Here is a 21,956-nt window from a genome sequence, read left to right as displayed (position 1 = left end):
CCTAAATTCACAAAATCTGCGTCGTTGAAAATCAGGCCCTGATTACTCAGGGCGCTGACGGGTGCTGTCCAGCAGACTGCCAAGGCTTGCTGCTTTTGGTTTAACCAGCCAGAAATGACGATAGTAATCGAGGAAGTTATTCAGAATTTCCTGACCCCATTGACTACCTGTGGCTTCAACGAATTCAGCGATAATGCTGCGCAGATGGTTGCGGTAGGCTTCCATCGGCTCGGAGCTGATACGGTGGATATCGACCAGCTCGTGGTTGTATTTATCGACAAAGGTACGATCCATATCCAGAACGTAGGCAAAACCGCCTGTCATACCTGCACCGAAGTTATAGCCGGTATCACCCAAAACCGTTACCAGACCGCCGGTCATATATTCACAGCAGTGATCACCAGCGCCTTCGATAACGGCGTGAGCGCCGGAGTTACGAACGGCAAAACGTTCACCGGCCTGACCCGCAGCAAACAGCTTACCTCCGGTTGCACCGTACAGGCAGGTGTTACCGATAATAGATGTTTTCTGTGACTCGAACGGACTACCTTTCGGTGGCGTCAGTGTAATGCTGCCGCCGTTCATGCCTTTGCCGACGTAATCGTTGGCATCGCCTTCGATATACAGATTCAAACCTTTGGCGTTCCAGACACCAAAACTCTGGCCAGCTACACCGGTAAGTTTCAGTGTTAGTGGGCTTGGCAGGCCTTTTTCGGCCCAGCGTTTGGCGATTTCACCGGAGAGACGAGCACCGATGGAGCGATCACAGTTGGTGACTTTAAATTCAAACTCACCACCCTGACCGCTTTCAATGGACGACAGAGTCTCGGCAACCATGCGCTCTGCCAGAGTGCCTTTATCAAATGGCTCATTACGGGCCACCTGACAAGTCTGAGGTGCGTCTTTTGGCACAAAGTCATTGTTGAGCAGGTTGGTCAGATCCAGGTTCTGAATTTTAGCCGGAGCATCGTCGTCGCTGATAGCTGTCAGAAGATCCGTGCGGCCGATCAGATCTTCAAATTTACGAAGCCCCATCTCCGCCATGATCTCCCGTACTTCTTCCGCTACAAAGCGGAAGTAGTTCTTAACCATTTCAACGGTACCGATAAAGTACTCTTCACGCAGTTGTTCGTTCTGAGTGGCAACACCGGTAGCGCAGTTATTCAGGTGACAGATACGGAGGTATTTGCAACCCAGAGCCACCATAGGAATGGTGCCGAAGCCAAAGCTTTCCGCGCCCAGAATCGCTCCTTTGATGACATCCAGGCCGGTTTTCAGACCGCCATCAGTCTGCAGACGTACCTTGTCACGCAGATTGTTGATACGCAGTGCCTGATGGACTTCCGGCAGACCCAGTTCCCAAGGTGAACCGGCATGTCTGATGGAGGTTAGCGGGCTGGCTGCAGTACCACCATCGTACCCGGATACCGTAATCAGATCCGCATAGGCTTTGGCTACACCGGTAGCGATGGTGCCGATACCAGGCTCAGAAACAAGTTTCACCGAAACCAGTGCATCCGGGTTTACCTGTTTCAGATCGAAGATCAGCTGTGCCAGATCTTCAATGGAGTAGATATCGTGGTGCGGCGGAGGCGAGATCAGGGTTACGCCCGGTACTGAGTGCCGCAGACGTGCAATCAGAGCGTTGACCTTACCGCCCGGCAGCTGGCCGCCTTCACCGGGTTTGGCACCCTGAGCGACTTTAATCTGCAGCACTTCAGCATTGACCAGATAGTGTGGTGTCACACCGAAACGGCCGGAGGCGATCTGTTTGATCTTGGAGTTTTTCAGCGTGCCGAAACGAGCCGCATCTTCACCACCCTCACCGGAGTTAGAGCGACCACCCAGCTCATTCATCGCCTGAGCCAGTGCTTCGTGAGCCTCAGGGGATAGCGCCCCCAGCGACATCGCCGCAGAATCAAAGCGACGCAGAATGGATTCTGCCGGCTCGACTTCTGCCAGAGGGATCGGGCTGGAGGCTTTGTTTACTTTCAGCAGATCACGGATGGTTGCAGCCGGGCGTTCGTTAACCAGCTTGGCGAAGCGCTTGAATGCTTCATAACTTCCGGTCTGAACCGCTTCCTGTACCGCTTTGACCACATCCGGGTTATAGGCGTGATATTCACCGCCATGAACATATTTCAGTAGGCCGCCCTGGCCGATTTTCTTGCGTGGGTTCCATGCCAGAGCTGCCAGCAGCTCCTGTTGCATCTGGAAGTGTGCAAAGCCGGCACCCTGGATGCGGGATGCAACACCTTTAAAACAGAGTTCGCAAACTTCGTCAGACAGGCCTACCGCTTCAAACAGCTGTGCTCCACGGTAAGAGGCGATCGTAGAGATACCCATTTTGGATAGGATCTTCAGCAGACCTTTCTGGATACCGCGACGGTAGTTTTCGCGGATCTCGGCAGGGTCACCCTGAAGTTCACCTGTGCGCTGCAGATCTGCCAGTACGTTGTAACTCAGGTATGGATAAACTGCAGTCGCCCCAAAGCCAAAGAACACGGACATCTGATGGGAGTCCCGGGCCAGGCCGGTTTCCACGATCAGGTTAGAATTACAACGCAGACCCTTGGAACCAAGGTATTTGTGTACAGCCCCGGTTGCCATCAGTGCATCTATCGGTAACAGGCCTTTTTCGATCTCACGATCAGACAGAACCAGTACGACTTTTCCGGAATGGATAGCAGCTTCCGCCTGTTCGCAGGCATTTTGAATCGCTTGTTTTAGCCCTGTTGTTTCCGGGTCGTACTGCAGACGGATGGTGTGGGATGGGAAGCCTTTATCATCTAACTGCTGCAGAGCTTTAAATTTACGTGGTGACAGGACAGGTGTGGTCAGAACGATACGGTTAGCGTGATCGACACTGTCCTCAAATACGTTTAGCTCAGTGCCCAGGCAGGTCTCTAGTGACATAACGATCGCTTCACGCAGAGGATCGATAGGTGGGTTTGTCACCTGAGCAAATTTCTGACGGAAGTAATCTGATGTCAGGCGATGCTTGCGAGACAGAACCGCCATCGGAGTATCATCTCCCATGGAGCCGACAGCTTCCTGGCCTTGCTCTGCCAGTGGGCGCAGTACCTGATCACGCTCTTCAAAGCTGACCTGATACATCTTCATATGTGCCTGCAACTCTTCCTGAGTAACTGGCTCAAAGTTAGGGCCCTGAATTTCACCCAGAGTAGACTCCAGGAAAGTTGCTTTTTCTCGCATCCATTGTTTATACGGATGTGCAGACTTCAGGCGGTTGTCGATATCTTCACGATGCATCACTTCGCCGGTTTCGGTATCAACCACCAGCATATGGCCCGGAGCAACGCGGCCTTTAGCAACAACATCCTCTGGTTGATAATCGTAAACACCGATCTCAGAAGCGAGAGTGATATAGCCATTCTTGGTGATAACCCAACGTGCAGGGCGCAGACCGTTACGGTCGAGCATACAAACCGCATGGCGGCCATCAGTCAGTACCAGACCCGCGGGGCCATCCCATGGCTCCATGTGCATAGAGCTGTATTCGTAGAATGCACGCAGATCGGCATCCATCGTATCGTTGTTCTGCCACGCAGGCGGAATCATCAGACGTACGGCTTTAAACAGATCCATACCGCCAGTCAGCAGTACTTCGAGCATGTTATCCATGCTGGAGGAGTCAGAGCCTGTGGTATTCACGACCTGATCCAGCTCATCCAGACTAAGGACATCGTTGTGGAAGTTTTTCTTACGGGCGTTGGCCCAGCTTCGGTTGGCTTCGATAGTGTTGATTTCACCGTTGTGAGCCAGATAGCGGAACGGTTGTGCCAAAGGCCACTTGGGTGCGGTGTTGGTGGAGAAGCGTTGGTGGAACACGCAGATGGCTGTTTCCAGACGCTCATCGCTAAGATCTTTATAGAACTTAGGCAGGTCTGCTGGCATGACCAGACCTTTATAAGAAATAACCTGTGATGACAAACTGGCAACGTAGAACTCGCTGTCATCTTTCAGCGCCATCTCAGCTTTACGACGGGCCATAAACAACTTAACGGCCAGCTGCTGAGTGGATACCTCGGGTGCATCGACAAAAACCTGCTCAAACTGCGGCAGGCAATCTAAAGCCATAGGGCCGCAAACAGAAGTATCAATAGGTACCTGGCGCCAGCCAATGACATTCAGGCCCTGAGCCGTGATTTCGCTGGATAGAACAGAACGGGCGTTTTCTGCGTTGGACTGATCCTGTGACAGAAAGACCATGCCTACACCAAAGTGCTCGGAAAGCTCGGTATCAAACTGCTCTTTTGCGATGGTGCGTAGGAAGGAATCGGGTTTTTTCAGCAGCAAACCACAGCCATCACCTGTTTTGCCGTCGGCGGCAATACCACCACGGTGGGTCATACAGGTTAGTGCTTCGATCGCTGTCTGTAACAAGTCATGGCTTGCGTCGCCATTCATGTGTGCGATCAGGCCGAAACCACAGTTATCCCTAAATTCGTCAGGGTGATACAGACCAGTTCTCATAAAGCTAACTCTCGCTAGTACAAAAAAATCGTAGTTGTCTGCCCCAGAAACTTCTTGTGTTGTCTTTAATTATTAATCGATATGCGTCTTCCGTTAGACAGGTTTCTTTGAGGCAAAGGGAGAGAGATTCTACACAGCTGAAGGCAGAATCTCAAATGTAAGTTTGATTTAAGGGTGAGATATAGCGGCTAACTACGGAAATATGATGGCTAAATGCGGCTAATTTCGAAAAAATGAAGTGTTAATGACTGTAATTGGCGCCGCCCGGTAATTTCCCCGGGCGGTGTCGTTGGATTGAAAACAAGGTGTTTTAATGGATTATTTCTTTAGAATATCGGACTGCACGCTGGCCATACTCCTTGCCCAGGGCTTACGGTTCTGGAACTCGCTGGGCAGTTTGGGAATGCTGGCAATAGCGCTATCCCGGTTGTCGAATTCACCATAAATTACTACGAACCAGGGTTTACCCTGATAGATGGTTTCAAAGTAGCGAACCTTGGATTTGTTCTTCAGGCCATCAATAAAGCGGATAGCGTTGGCTTCAATATGGCTACCCAGAAGTTGGAGGGTATACTGGCTTTTCTTAAGCGCCATAAGCTCTTTTTCTTGCTTATAAGGGCTTTTTGCGTTGTTTTTTACGGGTTTTGTTTCAGGTGTCTTTTGGGGTTCAGGCGCTTTTTCTACAACCGGTTTTGGTGCTGTTTCAGCTGGTTCTGGCGCTTTCTCAACCGGAACTGGCGCTTTTTCAGGCTCAGGAGCCTGCGCAACGATTGTTGTTTCTGGCACTGCCTGTTGTTTTACGGGCTCTTCGGCAGGTGTTGTTTCTATACCCAGTAGTTCAGCGTCCGCGTCGCGTTTACTCTGCTCATCGCTGGCGTCTTCCTCATCTTCAGGATAAACCGGTTTAATAATGGTTATAGCTTCTTCCTGTTCGATTTTAGCAGCGGCTTCTTCCGCTTCAGCCAGGGTCTCTTCTGCCGGGCGCGACAAGCGATTAAGGTCTGTCAGCGGTGTGCCTTCAGCAGCAATGGGCTCTTGCTCGATCCCCATCAGCTCGTCCTGATAGATATAAGCGGCGCCCAGTAAGCCAGCAACAATAGCCAGAGCGGTGACGTGCCAGATCGGAACGGCCGAACGCTTGGCTGATGTGGATTTCGGTGGCTGCTCTTTTTTCTCAGCTTTGACCGGTGCGGTTTTTTTCTCAGCTTTAGGTTTTACTTTGGGGGTGATGCTGGCTACTTTCTTTAAGGCATCTGGATCACTGAGAGCCAGGTTTGCCATGTTGTTGATCTGTCCGGGAACCCCGCCGCCAGCGCGAATAATATCTGCTTTTATTGACTCGCTGAGCTGGCCGGTCAGGCCTGCGGCACTCAGACGATAATCGAGATAACCCCAGGATTCTTCATTGCTGAAGGGCTGCAGTGCCAGGTGATGACCAATGGCGTTGAAGCGCTCCTTCAGGCGGGAACCCTGCAAAACTTCAATTAGGGGGTCTTCCCCGAGAAGAAGAACATGTGGACGCTTCTGGTCATCATCGTCAGAGAGTAGAATGACCATTAACTCAAGAGTTTCCGGGCTGAGTTGGTCTGCGTCATCGACAACAATCAGGCAGCTGTTCCCTTCTTTATGGAGTAAGCTGAAGTGCTGCTTAAGGCGTGTCAGGTATTGGTTCAGGTCGCTGTCACTCTCCAGTCCTAGCTGTAGGCTGGAGTTGAGCGCCTGCATAAAAGTCTGAGGTTGGTTTACCTGGGTGTGATCGAAATCGCAAATCTGAACACCGGAGTCCATGCCTTCGAGCACTTTGCGTTTGATCAGGCTCTTACCGGAGCCCTGAGGTCCGGTAATAGTCAGCAGCAAACTGCTGTAACGGCTCAAATGGCCTATAAGCTCGATGACTTGCGAGTGCTGTTGGGAGGGAAAAAACAAAGATTCTTCAACAACGCCATCGGTGAGCGAAGCGGTGATGTTCGTAAAGGAGAAATTATCCCCAGGCATATCAGAATCCTTATTGTTACTGTTTTTTCCAAACATAGGTTTTTAATCCCATTTATCCTGTGCAAAGGTTCAGCTAATAAGCATCAAATTCACTTATAGAAACAACCCTGAACCCTTGATAATAGGCGGTTATAAAAGCCACGGGAAGACTAAAATATTAAAAAAAACCGAGTTTTTTTCCAGCAGCGAGTGTTTGCTGTAAATTAACTTCAGAGAACTGCTCAGTGACAACGGATTTACCGAACGCCGTCATAAGTACCAGCCTAAGATTCCCATCTAATACCTTTTTGTCCACCAGCATGTGTTTAATAAAGGTTTCAGCTGTCATTGATTCCGGTGGTGCAGTGGGCAGGTCAAATTTCTCCAGCAGGGCTTTAATACGGGCTACATCAGTCTGGCTCAGCCAGCCTTCGCGGCCGGACAGATCTGCAGCCATAAACATCCCGGTGGCGACAGCTTCTCCATGGAGCCATTGACCATAGCCTTGTTCTGTTTCAATTGCATGGCCAAAGGTGTGACCTAAGTTAAGAGTCGCCCGAACGCCTCCCTCCAGCTCATCCAGAGTAACAACTTCAGCTTTATTTTGGCAGGAACGATAGATGGCTTCAGAGAGCGCAATGTTATTTTTCTGTTTCAGAGTTTGTACATTGCTTTCCAGCCAACTGAAAAAGTCGGCATCACGTATCAGGCCGTACTTGATCACTTCCGCAATACCTGCAGCCAGTTCTCTGTCCGGTAGGGTTTGCAGTGTATCGGTGTCGGCTAGAACAAGCTGGGGTTGCCAGAAGGCACCGATCATATTTTTACCCAGAGGGTGGTTGACGCCGGTTTTACCGCCAACAGAGGAGTCAACCTGGGACAGTAGGGTCGTGGGTATTTGAATAAAGTTGACACCACGCTGATAGCTGGCAGCAGCAAACCCTGTCATATCGCCAATAACTCCGCCGCCCAGGGCGATCAGGGTACAGGTGCGATTGAAACGGTTTTCTAACAGAGCGTTAAAGATCAGATTAACGCTATCAAGAGTCTTGTAGGCTTCGCCATCAGGCAGAATAACTTCTGCAACCTGATACTGATCCCCAAGTGTCGCTTTTAGCCGATCCAGGTATAGCGGCGCAACAGTGGTGTTGCTGACAATCATGACCTGGCGGCCTTTGATATAGGGCGTTATCAGAGATATATCTGCTATTAGACCATTGCCAATATGGATTGGGTAACTACGGGCACCGAGATCAACATTCAGAGTTTGCATGGTGTGCTGGCTCACAATTTTTTCAGTTTTTTGGTTATCAGGCGGACAACGCTTTTAGGTGCCTGGCGATCGGTTTTAATGATCAGGTCTGCCGTTTCCCGATAGAGCGGGTCGCGAATTGCGAACAGGTTTTCCAGTACCATTCTGGGGTTGTCATTTTGAAGCAACGGGCGATTTTTGTCTTTTGCAGTACGTTGCAGTTGCTGCTCAATGGTGGTGTGAAGATAGATAACGGTGCTGCTTTGGCTTATAGCCGCACGGTTTTCCGGGCGCATAATAGCCCCGCCACCAGTAGCCAGAACGATCGGGCCCTCTTCCTGCAGTAGCTCTATGATGGTTTGGGTTTCGCGACGGCGGAACCCTTCCTCACCCTCAACATCGAATATCCAGGGAATGTTGGCTCCGCTACGGGTTTCTATTTCCCGGTCGGAGTCAAAAAAAGGTAAACCCAGTTCGGTGGCCAGTAATCGGCCAATCGTACTTTTGCCAGCCCCCATAGGGCCAACGAGAACAATATTATGGTTATAGTGCATCGCGTTAATTGCTGAATGAATCGGTTCAGTTCAGGCTGAGGCTGTCTTCAATCAACCTGGGCGTAATAAATATCAGTAATTCTACTTTTTCCTGGGACTTTTCGGAACGCCGGAATAGCGCTCCGAGCAGTGGAATATCACCCAATAGCGGAACTTTGAAATTCTGGTCGAAGCTTTCCGAGGTGTAAATGCCACCTAAGACAATAGTTTCGCCATTATTAACCAATACCTGTGTTTCAATCGCGTTAGTATCGATTGCCGGTGCGCCATCATACTCCTGATTACCCAAAGCGTCCTGAGTGATCTGCAGATCCATGATGATATGTTCATCCGGCGTAATTTGTGGTGTTACCTCCAGAGCTAATACAGCATCTTTAAAGGAGACTTTGGTGCCGCCTGAGGAAGACTCTTCACGGTAGGGGATTTGCTTACCTGACTTAATCAGGGCTTTGCGCTTGTTGGCTGTAATCACTTTGGGTTGTGAGATGATTTCACCTTTCCCTTCGCTGGCCAGAGCGGCCAGTTCCATATCCACCAAAATACTGGAGTCGGCATAGCCAAGAGCAAATGTGCCAGCTCCGGGGTTGATGTTAGCATAACCACCTGAGCGTGCTGTCAGATCTACCGCGAGATCCCCTGAGTCGATACCTCTCTGCCCCTGGTTACTGACTCCGGACCAGCGTATGCCAAGATCAGTGCTGAGATTGCTGCGGGCAACGACAATGCGGGCTTCGATCAGTACTTGCCGGACTGGAATATCCAGTGTTCTGATCACCTTTCTGATGGTTTTGATTGCGCTCGGTATCTCCTGTAGCAGCACGGTATTGGTACGCGCGTCCGCCAGGGCTTTACCGCGTTTTGAAAGCAGACCGGGGCCTCCATTATGACCGTTCAGGATGGCTGCAATATCTGAAGACTTTGCATAGTTGATCTGAATAAGCTCAGAGCTAAGATTGGCCAGATCGCGGTGTTCCTGGAGCGATGCCAGCTCTTTTCGTTCCCGCTCTGCTAACTCCTCTGCGGGGGCGACTATCAGTACGTTGCCATCTTTTCGGCTGGCCAGCCCTTTACTCTCCATGATCAATTTTAGCGCCTGATCCCAGGGAATCTGCTTCAGACGTAGAGTGACCGTGCCCTGAACCTTGTCGCTGGTAACCAGGTTCAGGCCGGTTTCCTCTGCGATGATCTGCAGAGCGGAGCGTATATTGATGTTTTGAAAATTAAGCGACAGTGTTTTGCTGGAGTCTGATGGTCTCTTTCGAGCCTGTTTGGCTGTAACTGGCCGACCGATAAGTAGGCTGACCCGGTTACCCTCGGTACGGGTTTGAAAAAAAGCCGTCTGGCTTAGATTTATGACCAGCCGGGTACGGGTGCCTGCCTGCACTGCCGTCACACTCTGCACCAGGGCTCGCTTAAAATTTAGCTTCTTTTGTGGCAGGTGGTTCTCAGTATCAAACAGATCGATAATAAGGCGGGGAGGAGTGCTGATCTGGTAACTCTCAATCTTCGTTAAGGGTTGGCTCAACTGCAGGCGAAGTTCTGTCTGTTGGCTCTCAGTCATATGCAGATCCAGTGACTTCAGCGCGGAGGGCGCGGCAAGTACTGATGGTATCTTCAAGATCAATAGAAATAGGGCTCCCCAGACTGCGATTTGCCGCATGCTGTAAAAATTGACCGAAAGATTTGATACGTATTGAGACAAATTATTCATCTGCTTCCATCACCAGTTTAAGCTGCCTGGGGCGTGTCACCCAGGTGCCCTGTTCATCCTGAACGGTTTCTTCAATATAGATGGTATCTTCTGAAATTTTCACCACCCGACCAAAATTCTGTCCCATATATTGGCCTGCTATGACTTTATGTACTTCTCCATGGCCGTCATCAATAAAAGCCTTGGGGGTGCGATCGTCTGAAAGCTGAAGAGTACCGACAAAAGATAGTTCCTGCAGAGGGTGCTGTTCCAGTACTCCCTGGGGGCTGACGCTATCAGGGGTAAAAGGATCGGCTCCGATAGAGGATGCAGGTGTCCGTTGCTCTTTATGCAGCTTGAAAGGACTGGGCTGTTGGCTACCTGTGTAGTGTACCAATGGCGGTGTCAGTGTTTCTGGAAGTGGTGCAATGGTGCCCGGCGGCCGGTTACGAATGTCTTGCAGCAAGGTAAGCAGAGCTGAGTGGTCATCATGACCTCTGCAGCCCGCCAGAAGTGTCAGCAAGGTAACTCCGGAAAACAGAAAAGTGATCAGCTTTTTAATCATGCCGTTCCCCTTGCTGTTGATTATCCTGCTCAAGGTGATAGACCCTGACCTCAATGCTAAGGTTGAGTTGGTTATCGCTTGGCTGGAGTCTGAAGTCGTGCAGTGTTGCCAGGCGATCAAGCTGGGTTATTGCTGACAGAAACTGAGCCAGATTATGGTAGCTCCCTTTTACCGTTAGGGTGATAGGTTGAGCTTGGTATATTTTATGTTCCCTTCCGTCCCCCAGCTTAAATGTGTGAAGATCAACGCCATATAATTGCGCCTGCGTGCCAACCTGCTCCATAAACTGAGGAATCGACTTTCCCGTTGGTATCTGGGAGGTCTGATTGTGGTCCTGTCGCTGAAGACCCTGTAGCTGGCGCTTATAAACAGTAAGGTATGCCACCAGAGATGCCTGGGCCTTATAGTTGTTCAGTAGCTGTTCTCTGTGCTTGCCCGCCTGATCGAGTCGCTCAAATTTTGGTGAAAGGTAAAGCAGGTATCCTGGAAGTGCTGTGATGATTACAGTCAGAATCCAGGCGAGCACTTTCCCTGCCTTAGGCCAAGAGCCGGCGCTTCTGAAGTCGATCTCAGTCAGGTCCGTCTGTAAGAGCCTTTCCAGTAATGTTTTGAGCGGGTATCTTCTCATCGGTATGTTGGTGGTCATCGCTGGCCTCTCTGCTTCTCATGTTGAATGGCAGATCTCAGCTTCCAATGCTGAACCTGTATTGTGAAGTGATGAAAGCCTTTGTTCAGAGCACTGCTGCCGACATTTTTAAGGGCCGGGTTTTCCAATACCTCTGATTGAGCAAGGTGGCGTATCAGAGAGGAGATTTGCTGATTATCTGCGGCTTCACCTTTCAGTGTTAAGGTCTCGCCCTCCCGTCTGAGATCGGTCAAATAAAGCTGCGGTTCTGTGGCATGTGAAATACTGTTTAATATCCGCACAAGGTCACCACGATGACGCTGTAAACTCTGCGTAGCCCTGATCTGTTGAATCAGTTGGTTGCGCTTTTTTCGCAGGTCGGTTGCCTCTTGGACCTGAGTATCCAGTTTACGGGTCTCTGTCTGAATAAAACTGTTTTGCTTATTCTGATTATCGATTTTGTGCTCAATAAATTGACCAAAAGCCATAATTGCAAACAGCGTGCAGAAGATAACCAGCAAGGTCTGCTGACTGAACTGTCTTTGGTGCTTTTGGCGCAAGACTTCACGCCATGGTAAAAGGTTAATCTGGGGCATTTTCCAGGTACCTCATAGCCAGACCGAATGCGATCAGAAGTGCCGGAGCATCTCTGTTCAGAGCTTTCTGGTCGATGGTGCTCTTGCTCGTGGCCAGTTCTAAGGGGTTGGCAATGTATGTGGGGATTGCCAAGGATGTCTCAATCCTAGCTGAAAGTCCTTCGGTAGCAGCACAACCTCCTGCCAGCAGAATATAGTCGACATGTTTATAGGTACTGGATGAGTAAAAGAGTTGTAGTGCGCGACTGATCTGTTGCACTGTTGTGTGCAGAAAAGCGGGGAGTGTGTTCTGGTGAAAATCATCAGGTAGCTGGCCATTTTTCTTGGCAAGCTCTGCATCATCAGAACTCATCTGGAAGCGCTGTGCAATTTCGTCAGTCAGCTTCTGCCCACCGAAAAGCTGGTCCCGGCTATAGAGAGTTTGTTTCTGGTGCAGTATGGTTAAATTCATGATTGCTGCACCGATATCCACAACGGCAATCACAGGGTCTGCTGTTTTGATGTTCAGACGGGGAAGCAGCTGAGATACAACGCGCTCAAGTGCGTAACTTTCGACATCGACCACTGAAGGTGTCAGTCCTCCGAGTCTAAGTGTTTTCTGCAGAGTATCCACAGTCTCAATTCGACAGGCAACCAATAGGATATCCTGTTTTTCGGGCTGATTTTTTGTTGGGCCGATAACCTCGAAATCGATGGCAATTTCATCGATAGGAAAAGGAATAAACTGATCAGCTTCTAGTATGATTTCACTTTCCATTTCGTCAGCAGAGAGGTCTGAGTCCATCGAAATGGTTCGGGTTATAACGGCGGCATCAGGGACTGCTGTAATCGTTTGGTAGGCACCTGAACAGGTGGTGGGAATCACCTGTAAAAGAGTTTGGCTGACCTGTTCCGGGTTCCGGATTTTACGTTCAACAACAGCACGGTTAGGCAGAGATGCTATGGCATAGCTTTCAATCTGAAGTTGGCCGTTGTGACAGCTGAGTTCCAGCAGCTTGACTGAAGAGCCACTGAGGTCGAGCCCTAACGTATTTTGCTTTTTGTTGCGTAATAAACTGAGCAAAGGCGCCATCCTTGTCGCTTTTGGTTTACCGCCCTTCTTAATAATCTGAGAGGGGGAAGAATTTTTTACATTAACGTACTGTCCTAAAAAAGATATAAAACCATGGTTATAACTATAGTCATTAAATCAATAAATGGGTAAATCTATCTTAAACCTGTAGTGCCATTGGCATCCTATGACTTTACCAGCCTATAATGGCGGTTTTGCTGTAAAAAGCGCAGCCTGGCTAATATGTAAACCTTGATAAGGGGAAACGATTTACCCATGAATGCAACAAAAGTATTTTTTAAGTGGTTGATCTATCTGTTGTTTGGCTTGTTCGCCTTCGGCACGGCTGTTGCATTCAGTGTCGCGCTTTATCTTGGGCCTCAGTTGCCGGATATTGAACAGTTGAGAAATATCCAGCTGCAAACACCGTTGCGTATCTACACTCGTGACGAAAAGTTAGTGGCAGAGTTTGGGGAAAAGCGTCGTACCCCGGTTCAGTATGAGCAAATTCCCCAGTACTTTATTCAGGCGATTCTGGCGGCTGAAGATACTAATTTTTACAATCACTCCGGTATTGATATCAAAGGCCTTGGCCGGGCTGTTCTGCAACTGGCGCAGTCCGGCAGTATCCAGTCCGGAGGCAGTACCATTACGATGCAGGTAGCCCGAAACTATCTGTTGACTCTGGATCAGACATTTACCCGGAAATTTAAAGAGATCATGATCTCTCTGCAAATGGAGAAGATCCTCTCTAAAGAGGAGATCATGGAGCTCTATGTTAATAAAATTTATCTGGGCAACCGTGCATATGGTATCGATGCTGCGGCAGAGGTTTATTACGGCAAAGAGCTGCATGAGCTGAGTCTCGCTCAGTTAGCGATGATTGCCGGATTGCCCAAAGCGCCCTCCCGTTATAATCCGGTTGTTAACCCCCGCCGGGCATTGTTACGCCGTAACTGGATTGTCCATCGTATGCACTTTCTCGGCATGATTGATGAACAGACCTATGAAGCGGCTATCCGAGAGCCTATTTCTGCCCGATACCATGGCCTTAAGCCTGAAGTGCAGGCCCCTTATGTGGCGGAGATGGTACGTGCTGAGGTTGCAGAACAACTGGGTGATGATATCTACACAGCGGGTTACAGGGTTTACACAACACTGGACTCCGAGGCCCAGTCAGCGGCGAATGTTGCTCTAGTCCAAGGGTTGCTGGATTATGATAAACGTCACGGCTGGCGGGGCGTTGTGCAGCGGGATATACCTGCTGCCCTTGATACTGAAGCAGATGAACTATCCCAGGAAGGTGAGCTTGATCTGGGTATTGAGCCGCAAGAGAATGAAGGTGGCGGTGAACTGGTTATTGGCGAAGATACCAGCAATTGGCAAAAAGTACTCCGCTCAACTCCGACCTATGGAGACCTGAAGCCTGTGATTGTTTCTTCAGCAGAAGAAAAGACTCTGCAGGTGGTTACCGAAGACGGCTCCTATATCGATGTGCCCTGGGACCTTATTACCTGGGCTAAGCCTCACCATAACCCCTACTGGAAAGGCCCTGCTCTTAAGGCAAGCAGCGATATTCTACGACGGGGAGACCTGGTCTATATCGAACCTGCAGATGATGAGCCGGATGCAGAGGGGCTGGTTCAGCGCCGTTGGCAGCTGTCACAGGTTCCCAATGTGCAGGGCGCTTTTGTTTCGATGTCACCGGAAGACGGTAGCTTACTGGCATTGGTTGGTGGCTTTAACTTCTACCAGAACAAATTTAACCGGGCCTATCAGGGGGCGCGTCAGGCAGGGTCTATTTTTAAGCCGATCATCTATATGACTGCCTTGGAAAGCGGCATGACGGCTGCCAGCATCATTAACGATGCCCCTGTTGTTTTTAATGATAAAGAGCTGGAGTCCACATGGCGACCCAGTAACTCTAGTGGTAAGTTTTACGGGCCTACCCGCCTGCGACATGCTCTTTATAAATCCCGGAATCTGGTATCGATTCGTATTTTGCGTTCAATTGGTATCAATACGGCTATTCGGTTTGCGACACGTTTCGGCCTGAACCCGGATCAACTACCCCGTGATTTATCATTAGCACTGGGTAGTGCCACCTTATCCCCTTATGAAATGGCGATGGTCTATGCGACCGTAGCCAATGGTGGATATAAGGTAAATCCTTACTTCATTGAGCGCATCGAAAACAGCGACGGTGAGGTGCTGTATCAGGCCGAGCCTGCCAGAGTCTGCCGCGACTGCCCTCAGGAAGCCGACAAGGTTCAGATCGGTGGTCGAGTCTATCCTGTGGCGCCCGCCATTGCGGATAAACGCAGTGTTTACATTATGCAGACTATGTTGAAGGATGTTATTCAACAGGGAACGGGTCGTCGGGCACGTGCGTTGGGACGTTCAGACATTGCGGGTAAAACCGGAACCACCAATGACCTGAAAGATGCCTGGTTTGCAGGCTTTAATCAGGATGTTGTGGCTGCTACCTGGGTAGGTTTTGATCAGCCTTCTAATATCGGTGAGTACGGTAGTAAAGCCGCACTACCGATTTGGGTCAGCTTTATGCAGGAATACCTGGCCGGTAAGCCTGAGCGTAGCATGGCTCAGCCTCCGGGGTTGGTGACTGTTCGTATCGACTCTGAAACCGGCAAGCGTGCTCGCCCGGGGCAGAAAAATGCGATTTTCGAAGTGTTCCGGGTTGAGAATGTACCGGAAGAGGAAGTGACGAACACGTCGGAAACACCTGTGGAGATTATCCAGAGCGGCGATGGCTCTGTGCCTTCTGTAGACGATGCACCGGCACCGGAAGCTCTGTTCTAAAGAAGACTGGCTAAAGTATTAGCCACAACGAAAAACGGCACCCTTGTGAGGTGCCGTTTTTTTGTGCCGGAACAAATGTCGATAGGACATTTTCAAGCTTAAAAGCACCTGAATATCAGGTGCTTTATTTTATAAGCTGTCTTACAGAGGGTAGTGCTCTGGGTAAGGCAGGCGTGCAACACCAGAGTCAACAGCTGCTTTAGCGACTGCTGCTGATACTGCACCCAGCAGACGGGAGTCTGTTGGCTTTGGCATGATGTAAGCAGGGCCAAATTCCAGCTTGATACCGTCGTAAGCGTCGATTACTTCCTGAGTTACAGGTTGTTTCGCCAGATCTTTAAGGGCATGAACTGCAGCAACTTTCATCTCTTCGTTGATACGGCTGGCGCGAACGTCCAGAGCACCACGGAAAATGAATGGGAAACCCAGTACGTTATTCACCTGGTTCGGGTAATCAGAACGGCCAGTGGCCATGATCAGGTCATCACGGGTTGCATTGGCCAGCTCAGGGCTGATTTCCGGATCAGGGTTAGAACAAGCAAATACGATCGGCTTAGGAGCCATCTTCGCCAGTTGCTCAGCGGCCAGCAGGTTCGGACCTGACAAGCCGACAAATACGTCCGCTCCGTCAATGGCGTCGTCCAGCGTACGCTTGTCTGTATCGTTAGCGAACATCGCTTTGTACTGGTTCAGATCATCACGGCCAGTGTGGATAACACCTTTGCGATCCAGCATGTAGATGTTTTCGATTTTAGCGCCACAGCTGATCAGAAGCTTCATGCAGGCAACGGCAGCCGCGCCGGCGCCCAGGCAAACTACTTTAGCTTCTTCAATGGATTTGCCCTGAACTTCCAGAGCGTTCAGCATACCTGCTGCTGTTACAATGGCTGTTCCGTGCTGATCATCGTGGAAAACTGGAATATCGCACTGTTCGATCAGGGTGCGTTCAATTTCAAAGCACTCCGGTGCTTTGATATCTTCCAGGTTGATACCACCCCAGGTGTCAGCAATACGGGCAACAGTATCAATGAAAGCTTGCGGGCTTTCGGCATTGATTTCGATATCAACGGAGTTGATGTTTGCAAAACGTTTGAACAGAAGGCTTTTGCCTTCCATAACAGGCTTGCTGGCCAGAGGGCCAAGGTTACCCAGGCCCAGAATCGCAGAACCATCAGAAATTACAGCAACCAGGTTGCCTTTGCCCGTGTAACGGTATGCGTTTTCCGGGTCTTTTGCGATCTCGCGCACAGGCTCTGCTACACCAGGGCTATAAGCAAGAGATAGATGGCGCGCGGTCTCAGCAGGCTTGCTGATTTCCACACTTAATTTGCCTGGAGTAGGGTTAGCATGGTAATCCAGCGCTGCTTTTTTCATTTCGTCTGACATTAGAAAAGTTCCGGTTGTTAGGGTTTAGCACTTTCAGAGCATATAGAAAAAAAACCAGCCGAACAAGGCGGATATTAAACAAAAGTCAAAGAACTTTTTTTACAAAAAGAATGCAGTTTTATGAGGAAAAACACTATCGAAATCATAATGTTGTAATTTGACTACTGTTATTTCTGATTGCCAACTTACAGGTAGAATAAAGAGGTGTTTTTTCTGAGGAAGTAAGATGAGGTTAGTGGTTTTGATGTGTGCTTCGGATTCTTAGTAGGCACAAAAAAAAGCAGCCGTAGCTGCTTTTTGGTCCGGATAAGAAGGCTTAGCTCTTCTTGATACGGCTTGAGAAACGCTGCTTGAAGCGATCAACACGGCCGCCAGTCTGAGCTTGCTTCTGCTTGCCGGTGTAGAAAGGGTGACACTGAGAGCAAACGTCCAGGTGCAGTGGCTTAGCCAGCGTAGAACGCAGTTGGAAAGTGTGACCACAGCTGCAGGTTGCAGTTACTTCGTTGTACTCTGGGTGAATACCTTGTTTCATTTTCTAAAACCTCAATAAGTTTGAACCGCCACCTGGTCTTGCCAGGCACCGTTCAGGGGCTGTTAACCGGTTATTCTTTGCAGGCATTTCTGCTATACCGTGTTGACCACGACTATAGCGATGCGACTGTCTGCGACAGAAACATCTTAATAGGATGAGCCTTATAAGAAGGTGAGGCATAATAGCAGAGTTTTTTTCTGAGGCAAGAGGTAAGCATGCACTCATTATTTGATGATGAGCCACCGGTCATTCGCGTTGCGTTACCTGTACCGTTAACGCGCTGTTTTGACTATATTTTACCGCCGAATTTACAGAATGCTTATCTGCCTCTGGGTGCCAGGGTACGAGTACCTTATCGCAATAAAACCCTGGTAGGTGTCGTGATGGCCCGCCAGGTCAGTCCTGATATTCCTCTGGAAAAACTCAAACCTCTGACGGAGGTGATAGATGATGCTTCGTTACTGGATGATCATCAGCTGGCTTTAGCCAAATGGCTGGCACGATATTGTCATGGCCCGGTGGGTGAAGTGATCAGTATGATGTTACCAGCGCCTTTAAGGCAGGGGGCGGCGGCTCATATTCAGGAAGAAACTTACTGGATGGCAACTCAGAGTGGTCGGGCTCTGGAGCCGGAAAAGATGCACCGCGCGCCTAAGCAGGCAGAGCTATTGCGGGCACTGCAAAAGCATCAGCAGCCGGTGGCCGCTACAATGCTGCGATCTCTCGGCTTTACATCCACTCAGATGGCAGCCCTTGAAGACAAAGGCTTGGCTGAGCGTTACCTGCAATCCCGCCATTTGGAAGGTCGCGATCATGAGACACGCTCAGTATTGGCTGAAATACCGCTTCAGCTAAATGATGACCAGAAGCATGTGGTTAGCGAGGTTACAGGACAGCTTGGTCAACCGGAAGTTTTCCTTCTGGAGGGGGTGACCGGCAGCGGTAAAACAGAAGTTTATCTGCAGGTAATAGAAGCTGTATTAAAGCAGGGGCGCCAGGTGCTGGTTCTGGTGCCCGAGATCGGCCTTGCTCCCCAGACAGTTAACCGATTTAAGAAGCGTTTCTCCGTTCCGGTAATGACGCTTCACTCCGGCCTGAATGATAAAGAGCGTCTGGATGCCTGGCTGTTGGCAAGAGATGGCCGCGCAGGTGTGTTGATCGGTACCCGCTCAGCGGCGGTCACGCCTTTTAAAGACCTTGGATTAATTGTCGTGGATGAGGAGCATGATGCTTCCTATAAGCAAGGCGATGGCATCCGCTACTCTGCACGGGATCTGGCGATTGTTCGGGGTAAGATGTTGAGCTGTCCGGTTGTTCTTGGCTCGGCGACTCCCTCCCTGGAAACGCTGCACAATGCGACAGAAAAGCGTTTTCAATGGTTGAAGCTGACTCAGAGGGCGGGGAGCAGTGTACAGCTGCCGGATGTCTATCTGCATGATATTCAACATAAGAAGCTGACCAACGGCATTGATGGCGGCCTATTGCAGGTGATGCGTACTCACCTCGAGCAGGGAGGTCAGGTGCTGGCTTTTATCAATCGCCGGGGGTTTGCTCCGGCATTGATGTGTCATGACTGTGGCTGGGTTTCCGATTGTCCCTTCTGTGATGCCCGCATGACTCTGCACCGGGAGCCGCCACGTCTGCATTGCCACCATTGCGATAGTGTCAGTGCTATTCCCCATCAGTGCCCCAAGTGTTTTAACTCTGAACTAAAACCGGTGGGGTCAGGCACCGAGCGGATGGAAGAAACCCTTGAACAGGCATTTAAAGACTGGCCGGTTTTTCGTGTGGATCGGGATACGGTCAGTAAAAAAGGCATGATGGAGAAGCTGCTGGCCAGGGTGAATACAGAGGAACCTTGCGTGCTAGTGGGGACTCAAATGTTGGCTAAAGGACATCATTTTCCGGGGGTTTCACTGGTCGTGGTGCTGGATGCCGATGGAGGGTTTTACAGCTCTGATTTTCGGGGGCTGGAGCGCATGGGGCAGTTGCTGACACAGGTTGCAGGTCGTGCCGGCCGTGAAAGACGTAAGGGTAAGGTTGTTGTGCAGACCCATCGCCCGGATGACCCTTTGTTAAAACTATTGGCTCAGCACGATTACAGTGAATTTTCCCGCTGTTTGCTTGAGGAACGAAAAGATACTTTACTGCCGCCCTATTCTTTTATGGCGATTATTCGGGCGGAGGCCAACCAGAGTGATCTGGTGTCCGGCTTTCTGACGGATGTTGTGCAGGCTGCCGAGCCGGTAACGTCTCAGATCCAAGGATTGGAGGTAACAGGGCCTGTGCCATCACCCATGGAGCGGCGTTTTGGTCGCTACCATATGCAGATCTGGCTGATTTGTGATCGGCGTGGACCTTTGCACCAGGGTATCTCATGCCTGCTGGAGCTGATAAGTCGTCACCCGCTGCAGCGCAAGGTACGCTGGTCGTTGGATGTAGATCCCCAGGAGCTGATTTAACAACCTGAGGGTTATTTGTGAAAAAATAGCCGGCACTTATTACCGAAAAGCGTCGTTTTATGGTTAACAGACGCGGGAATAAAGATGATAATGTCGGGTTATTGATTATGAGTGGGTCGAAGTCTTTACGTTGGCTTCGGGCGGTAAACTTCTTGCTTAGCAGATCCGGATTGAAATGAAAGAACATATTGCTGAATTAATTGCTGGTGCCATCGACTCTCTGAAGCAGCAGGAGATCCTGCCTGCGGATCTGTCACCCCGAATCATGGTGGAAAATACCAAAGATAAGGCCCATGGTGATTTTGCGACGAATATCGCACTGATGCTGGCAAAACCGGCGGGTTGTGCACCCCGTGAATTGGCTCAGAAGCTGGTTGATGCGCTGCCGGAAAGCAGCAGTGTGACTCAGGTTGATATCGCAGGCCCTGGCTTTATTAACTTTTTTGCCAGTGCAGCGACGATCACAGCGGTTGTTGCTGATGTTCTTTCCCAGAAAGAAAGCTTTGGTTTGAGCAGCGCGGGTGGCCATCAGAAGATTCAGGTAGAATTTGTTTCGGCGAACCCGACCGGCCCTCTTCACGTCGGTCACGGCCGTGGGGCAGCATATGGTGCAACGGTTTCTGATTTTCTGGCCGCGGCGGGATTTGATGTTCATCGTGAATACTATGTCAATGATGCCGGTCGTCAGATGGATATTCTGGCAACGAGTGTATGGCTTCGTTACTTAGAACTGGAAAATGGGGACGCTGACAGCACTGCTTTTGATTTTCCAAGCAATGGCTATAAAGGCAGCTATATTCTGGACATCGCTAAAAAGGTGCAGGATCAGTTTGCTGATAGCCTGGTTCGTAGTGCAGCGGATGTGTTTGACGGTGTGCCTGCTGATGAACCTCAGGGTGGTGATAAAGAAGCTCATATTGATGGCCTGATCGCTCAGGCAAAAGCGCTACTGGGAACTGATATCTACGAGCAGGTGTTCGATATCGCACTGGAAGATATCCGTGGTGATATCGAACAGGATCTGGGAGAGTTTGGCGTTCACTATCAGGAATGGTTCTCTGAGCGCTCCCTGACCCGTGGTGGCGATGTTGAAACCGCACTGAAAAAGTTGACCGAAGCAGGCCATATTTATGAAGAGAAGGGTGCCCAGTGGTTCCGCTCTACTGCGTTTGGAGATGACAAAGACCGTTGCGTGGTGCGAGATAATGGCATGACCACTTATTTCGCCTCAGATATTGCCTACATGCACAATAAGTTTGAGCGTGGCTTTGACAAGCTGCTGTACGTCTTTGGTGCTGATCACCATGGCTATCTGCCGCGCCTGAAGGCGGTATGTCAGGCGCTGGGTTATCCACTGGAGAAGCTGGACTTCCGCCTGGTGCAGTTTGCTATTCTTTACCGGGGTTCTGAGCGGGTTCAGATGTCGACACGTTCCGGTTCTTTCGTAACCCTGCGCGAGTTGCGGGGGGAAGTGGGCAATGATGCCGCACGCTTCTTCTATGTAAGCCGTAAATCGGATCAGCATATGGATTTCGATCTGGATCTGGCGAAATCGCAGTCCAAAGACAATCCGGTTTATTACATTCAGTATGCCCATGCGCGGGTTTGCAGCGTAATGCGTAAGCTGGCGGAGCATGGTTGGAGCTTTGATCAGTCTGCAGGACTTGCGGCGCTGGAAAAACTGGACAGTGATTATGAGAAAGACCTTATGGTTGCACTGGCTCGTTATCCGGAGGTTCTGGAAAACTGTGCTTTAAATTATGAGCCCCATGTTATGGCTCAGTTCCTGAAGGATTTAGCATCTGATTTTCATACCTGGTACAACGCTCTGAAAGTACTGGAAGACGATGCTGAAATCCGTAATGCCCGTCTGGCGCTCAGTGAAGCGGTTGGGCAGGTGTTAGCGAATGGGTTGGGGCTATTGGGTGTGAGCGCACCTGAGGAGATGTAAG

The 21,956-nt window shown here is 50.1% G+C and carries 14 protein-coding genes; 3 read left to right on the top strand and 11 right to left on the bottom strand.

Going from position 1 to position 21,956, the window contains the following annotated elements; genetic code table 11:
- Positions 1-42: 42 nt before the first annotated feature.
- The 9 genes from gltB to pilM form a co-directional block, all read right to left on the bottom strand.
- Positions 43-4,497: a glutamate synthase large subunit gene (gltB, locus tag ACN0R8_RS14670; RefSeq protein ID WP_417598731.1), complete on the bottom strand. Its 4,455-nt coding sequence runs from the start codon at positions 4,495-4,497 to the stop codon at positions 43-45.
- A gap of 318 nt (positions 4,498-4,815) precedes the next feature.
- Complete coding sequence (locus ACN0R8_RS14665) at positions 4,816-6,492, bottom strand: AAA family ATPase (RefSeq protein WP_417598729.1); 1,677 nt, start codon at positions 6,490-6,492, stop codon at positions 4,816-4,818.
- 157 nt (positions 6,493-6,649) lie between these two features.
- Entirely contained in the window at positions 6,650-7,744 is a 1,095-nt protein-coding gene (gene aroB, locus ACN0R8_RS14660; protein ID WP_417598849.1) for a 3-dehydroquinate synthase, read from the bottom strand.
- Positions 7,745-7,755: 11 nt separating this feature from the next.
- Positions 7,756-8,277, bottom strand: coding sequence for a shikimate kinase AroK (gene aroK / locus ACN0R8_RS14655; RefSeq protein ID WP_078320691.1), 522 nt, complete (start codon positions 8,275-8,277; stop codon positions 7,756-7,758).
- A gap of 25 nt (positions 8,278-8,302) precedes the next feature.
- On the bottom strand, positions 8,303-9,838 hold the full coding sequence (locus ACN0R8_RS14650) for a type IV pilus secretin PilQ (protein WP_417598727.1): 1,536 nt from the start codon (positions 9,836-9,838) through the stop codon (positions 8,303-8,305).
- A 142-nt stretch (positions 9,839-9,980) separates the two neighbouring features.
- The gene (locus ACN0R8_RS14645) at positions 9,981-10,532 is read right to left on the bottom strand and encodes a pilus assembly protein PilP (RefSeq protein WP_417598725.1); all 552 of its coding nucleotides are present in this window, start codon (positions 10,530-10,532) and stop codon (positions 9,981-9,983) included.
- Complete coding sequence (locus tag ACN0R8_RS14640) at positions 10,525-11,178, bottom strand: type 4a pilus biogenesis protein PilO (protein ID WP_417598723.1); 654 nt, start codon at positions 11,176-11,178, stop codon at positions 10,525-10,527. The genes ACN0R8_RS14645 and ACN0R8_RS14640 overlap by 8 nt, the downstream gene beginning before the upstream one ends.
- The gene (locus tag ACN0R8_RS14635; RefSeq protein ID WP_417598721.1) at positions 11,175-11,753 is read right to left on the bottom strand and encodes a PilN domain-containing protein; all 579 of its coding nucleotides are present in this window, start codon (positions 11,751-11,753) and stop codon (positions 11,175-11,177) included. The genes ACN0R8_RS14640 and ACN0R8_RS14635 overlap by 4 nt, the downstream gene beginning before the upstream one ends.
- Positions 11,740-12,816, bottom strand: coding sequence for a type IV pilus assembly protein PilM (gene pilM / locus ACN0R8_RS14630; protein WP_417598719.1), 1,077 nt, complete (start codon positions 12,814-12,816; stop codon positions 11,740-11,742). The genes ACN0R8_RS14635 and pilM overlap by 14 nt, the downstream gene beginning before the upstream one ends.
- Positions 12,817-13,080: 264 nt before the next feature.
- Between pilM and ACN0R8_RS14625 the strand changes: the two genes are divergently transcribed.
- Positions 13,081-15,624 (top strand): penicillin-binding protein 1A, encoded by a 2,544-nt coding sequence (locus tag ACN0R8_RS14625; protein ID WP_417598717.1) that lies wholly within the window; start codon positions 13,081-13,083, stop codon positions 15,622-15,624.
- A 141-nt stretch (positions 15,625-15,765) separates the two neighbouring features.
- Here the strand turns inward: ACN0R8_RS14625 and ACN0R8_RS14620 are convergent, their stop codons facing one another.
- Positions 15,766-17,010 (bottom strand): malic enzyme-like NAD(P)-binding protein, encoded by a 1,245-nt coding sequence (locus ACN0R8_RS14620; protein ID WP_417598715.1) that lies wholly within the window; start codon positions 17,008-17,010, stop codon positions 15,766-15,768.
- A 316-nt stretch (positions 17,011-17,326) separates the two neighbouring features.
- Positions 17,327-17,542 (bottom strand): 50S ribosomal protein L31, encoded by a 216-nt coding sequence (gene rpmE / locus ACN0R8_RS14615; RefSeq protein ID WP_417598713.1) that lies wholly within the window; start codon positions 17,540-17,542, stop codon positions 17,327-17,329.
- A gap of 215 nt (positions 17,543-17,757) precedes the next feature.
- On the opposite strand from rpmE, the gene ACN0R8_RS14610 reads away from it, so the two are divergent.
- Positions 17,758-20,004: a primosomal protein N' gene (locus ACN0R8_RS14610; RefSeq protein ID WP_417598711.1), complete on the top strand. Its 2,247-nt coding sequence runs from the start codon at positions 17,758-17,760 to the stop codon at positions 20,002-20,004.
- A gap of 175 nt (positions 20,005-20,179) precedes the next feature.
- Positions 20,180-21,955 (top strand): arginine--tRNA ligase, encoded by a 1,776-nt coding sequence (argS, locus tag ACN0R8_RS14605; protein ID WP_417598709.1) that lies wholly within the window; start codon positions 20,180-20,182, stop codon positions 21,953-21,955.
- The last annotated feature ends 1 nt before the right edge of the window (position 21,956 follow it).

Origin of the sequence: Oceanospirillum sp. (assembly GCF_048265165.1) — a bacterium.
Lineage (GTDB): Bacteria > Pseudomonadota > Gammaproteobacteria > Pseudomonadales > Halomonadaceae > Oceanospirillum.
The sequence above is the reverse complement of the archived record's forward strand: the minus strand, read 5'-3'. Positions and strand labels throughout refer to the sequence as shown.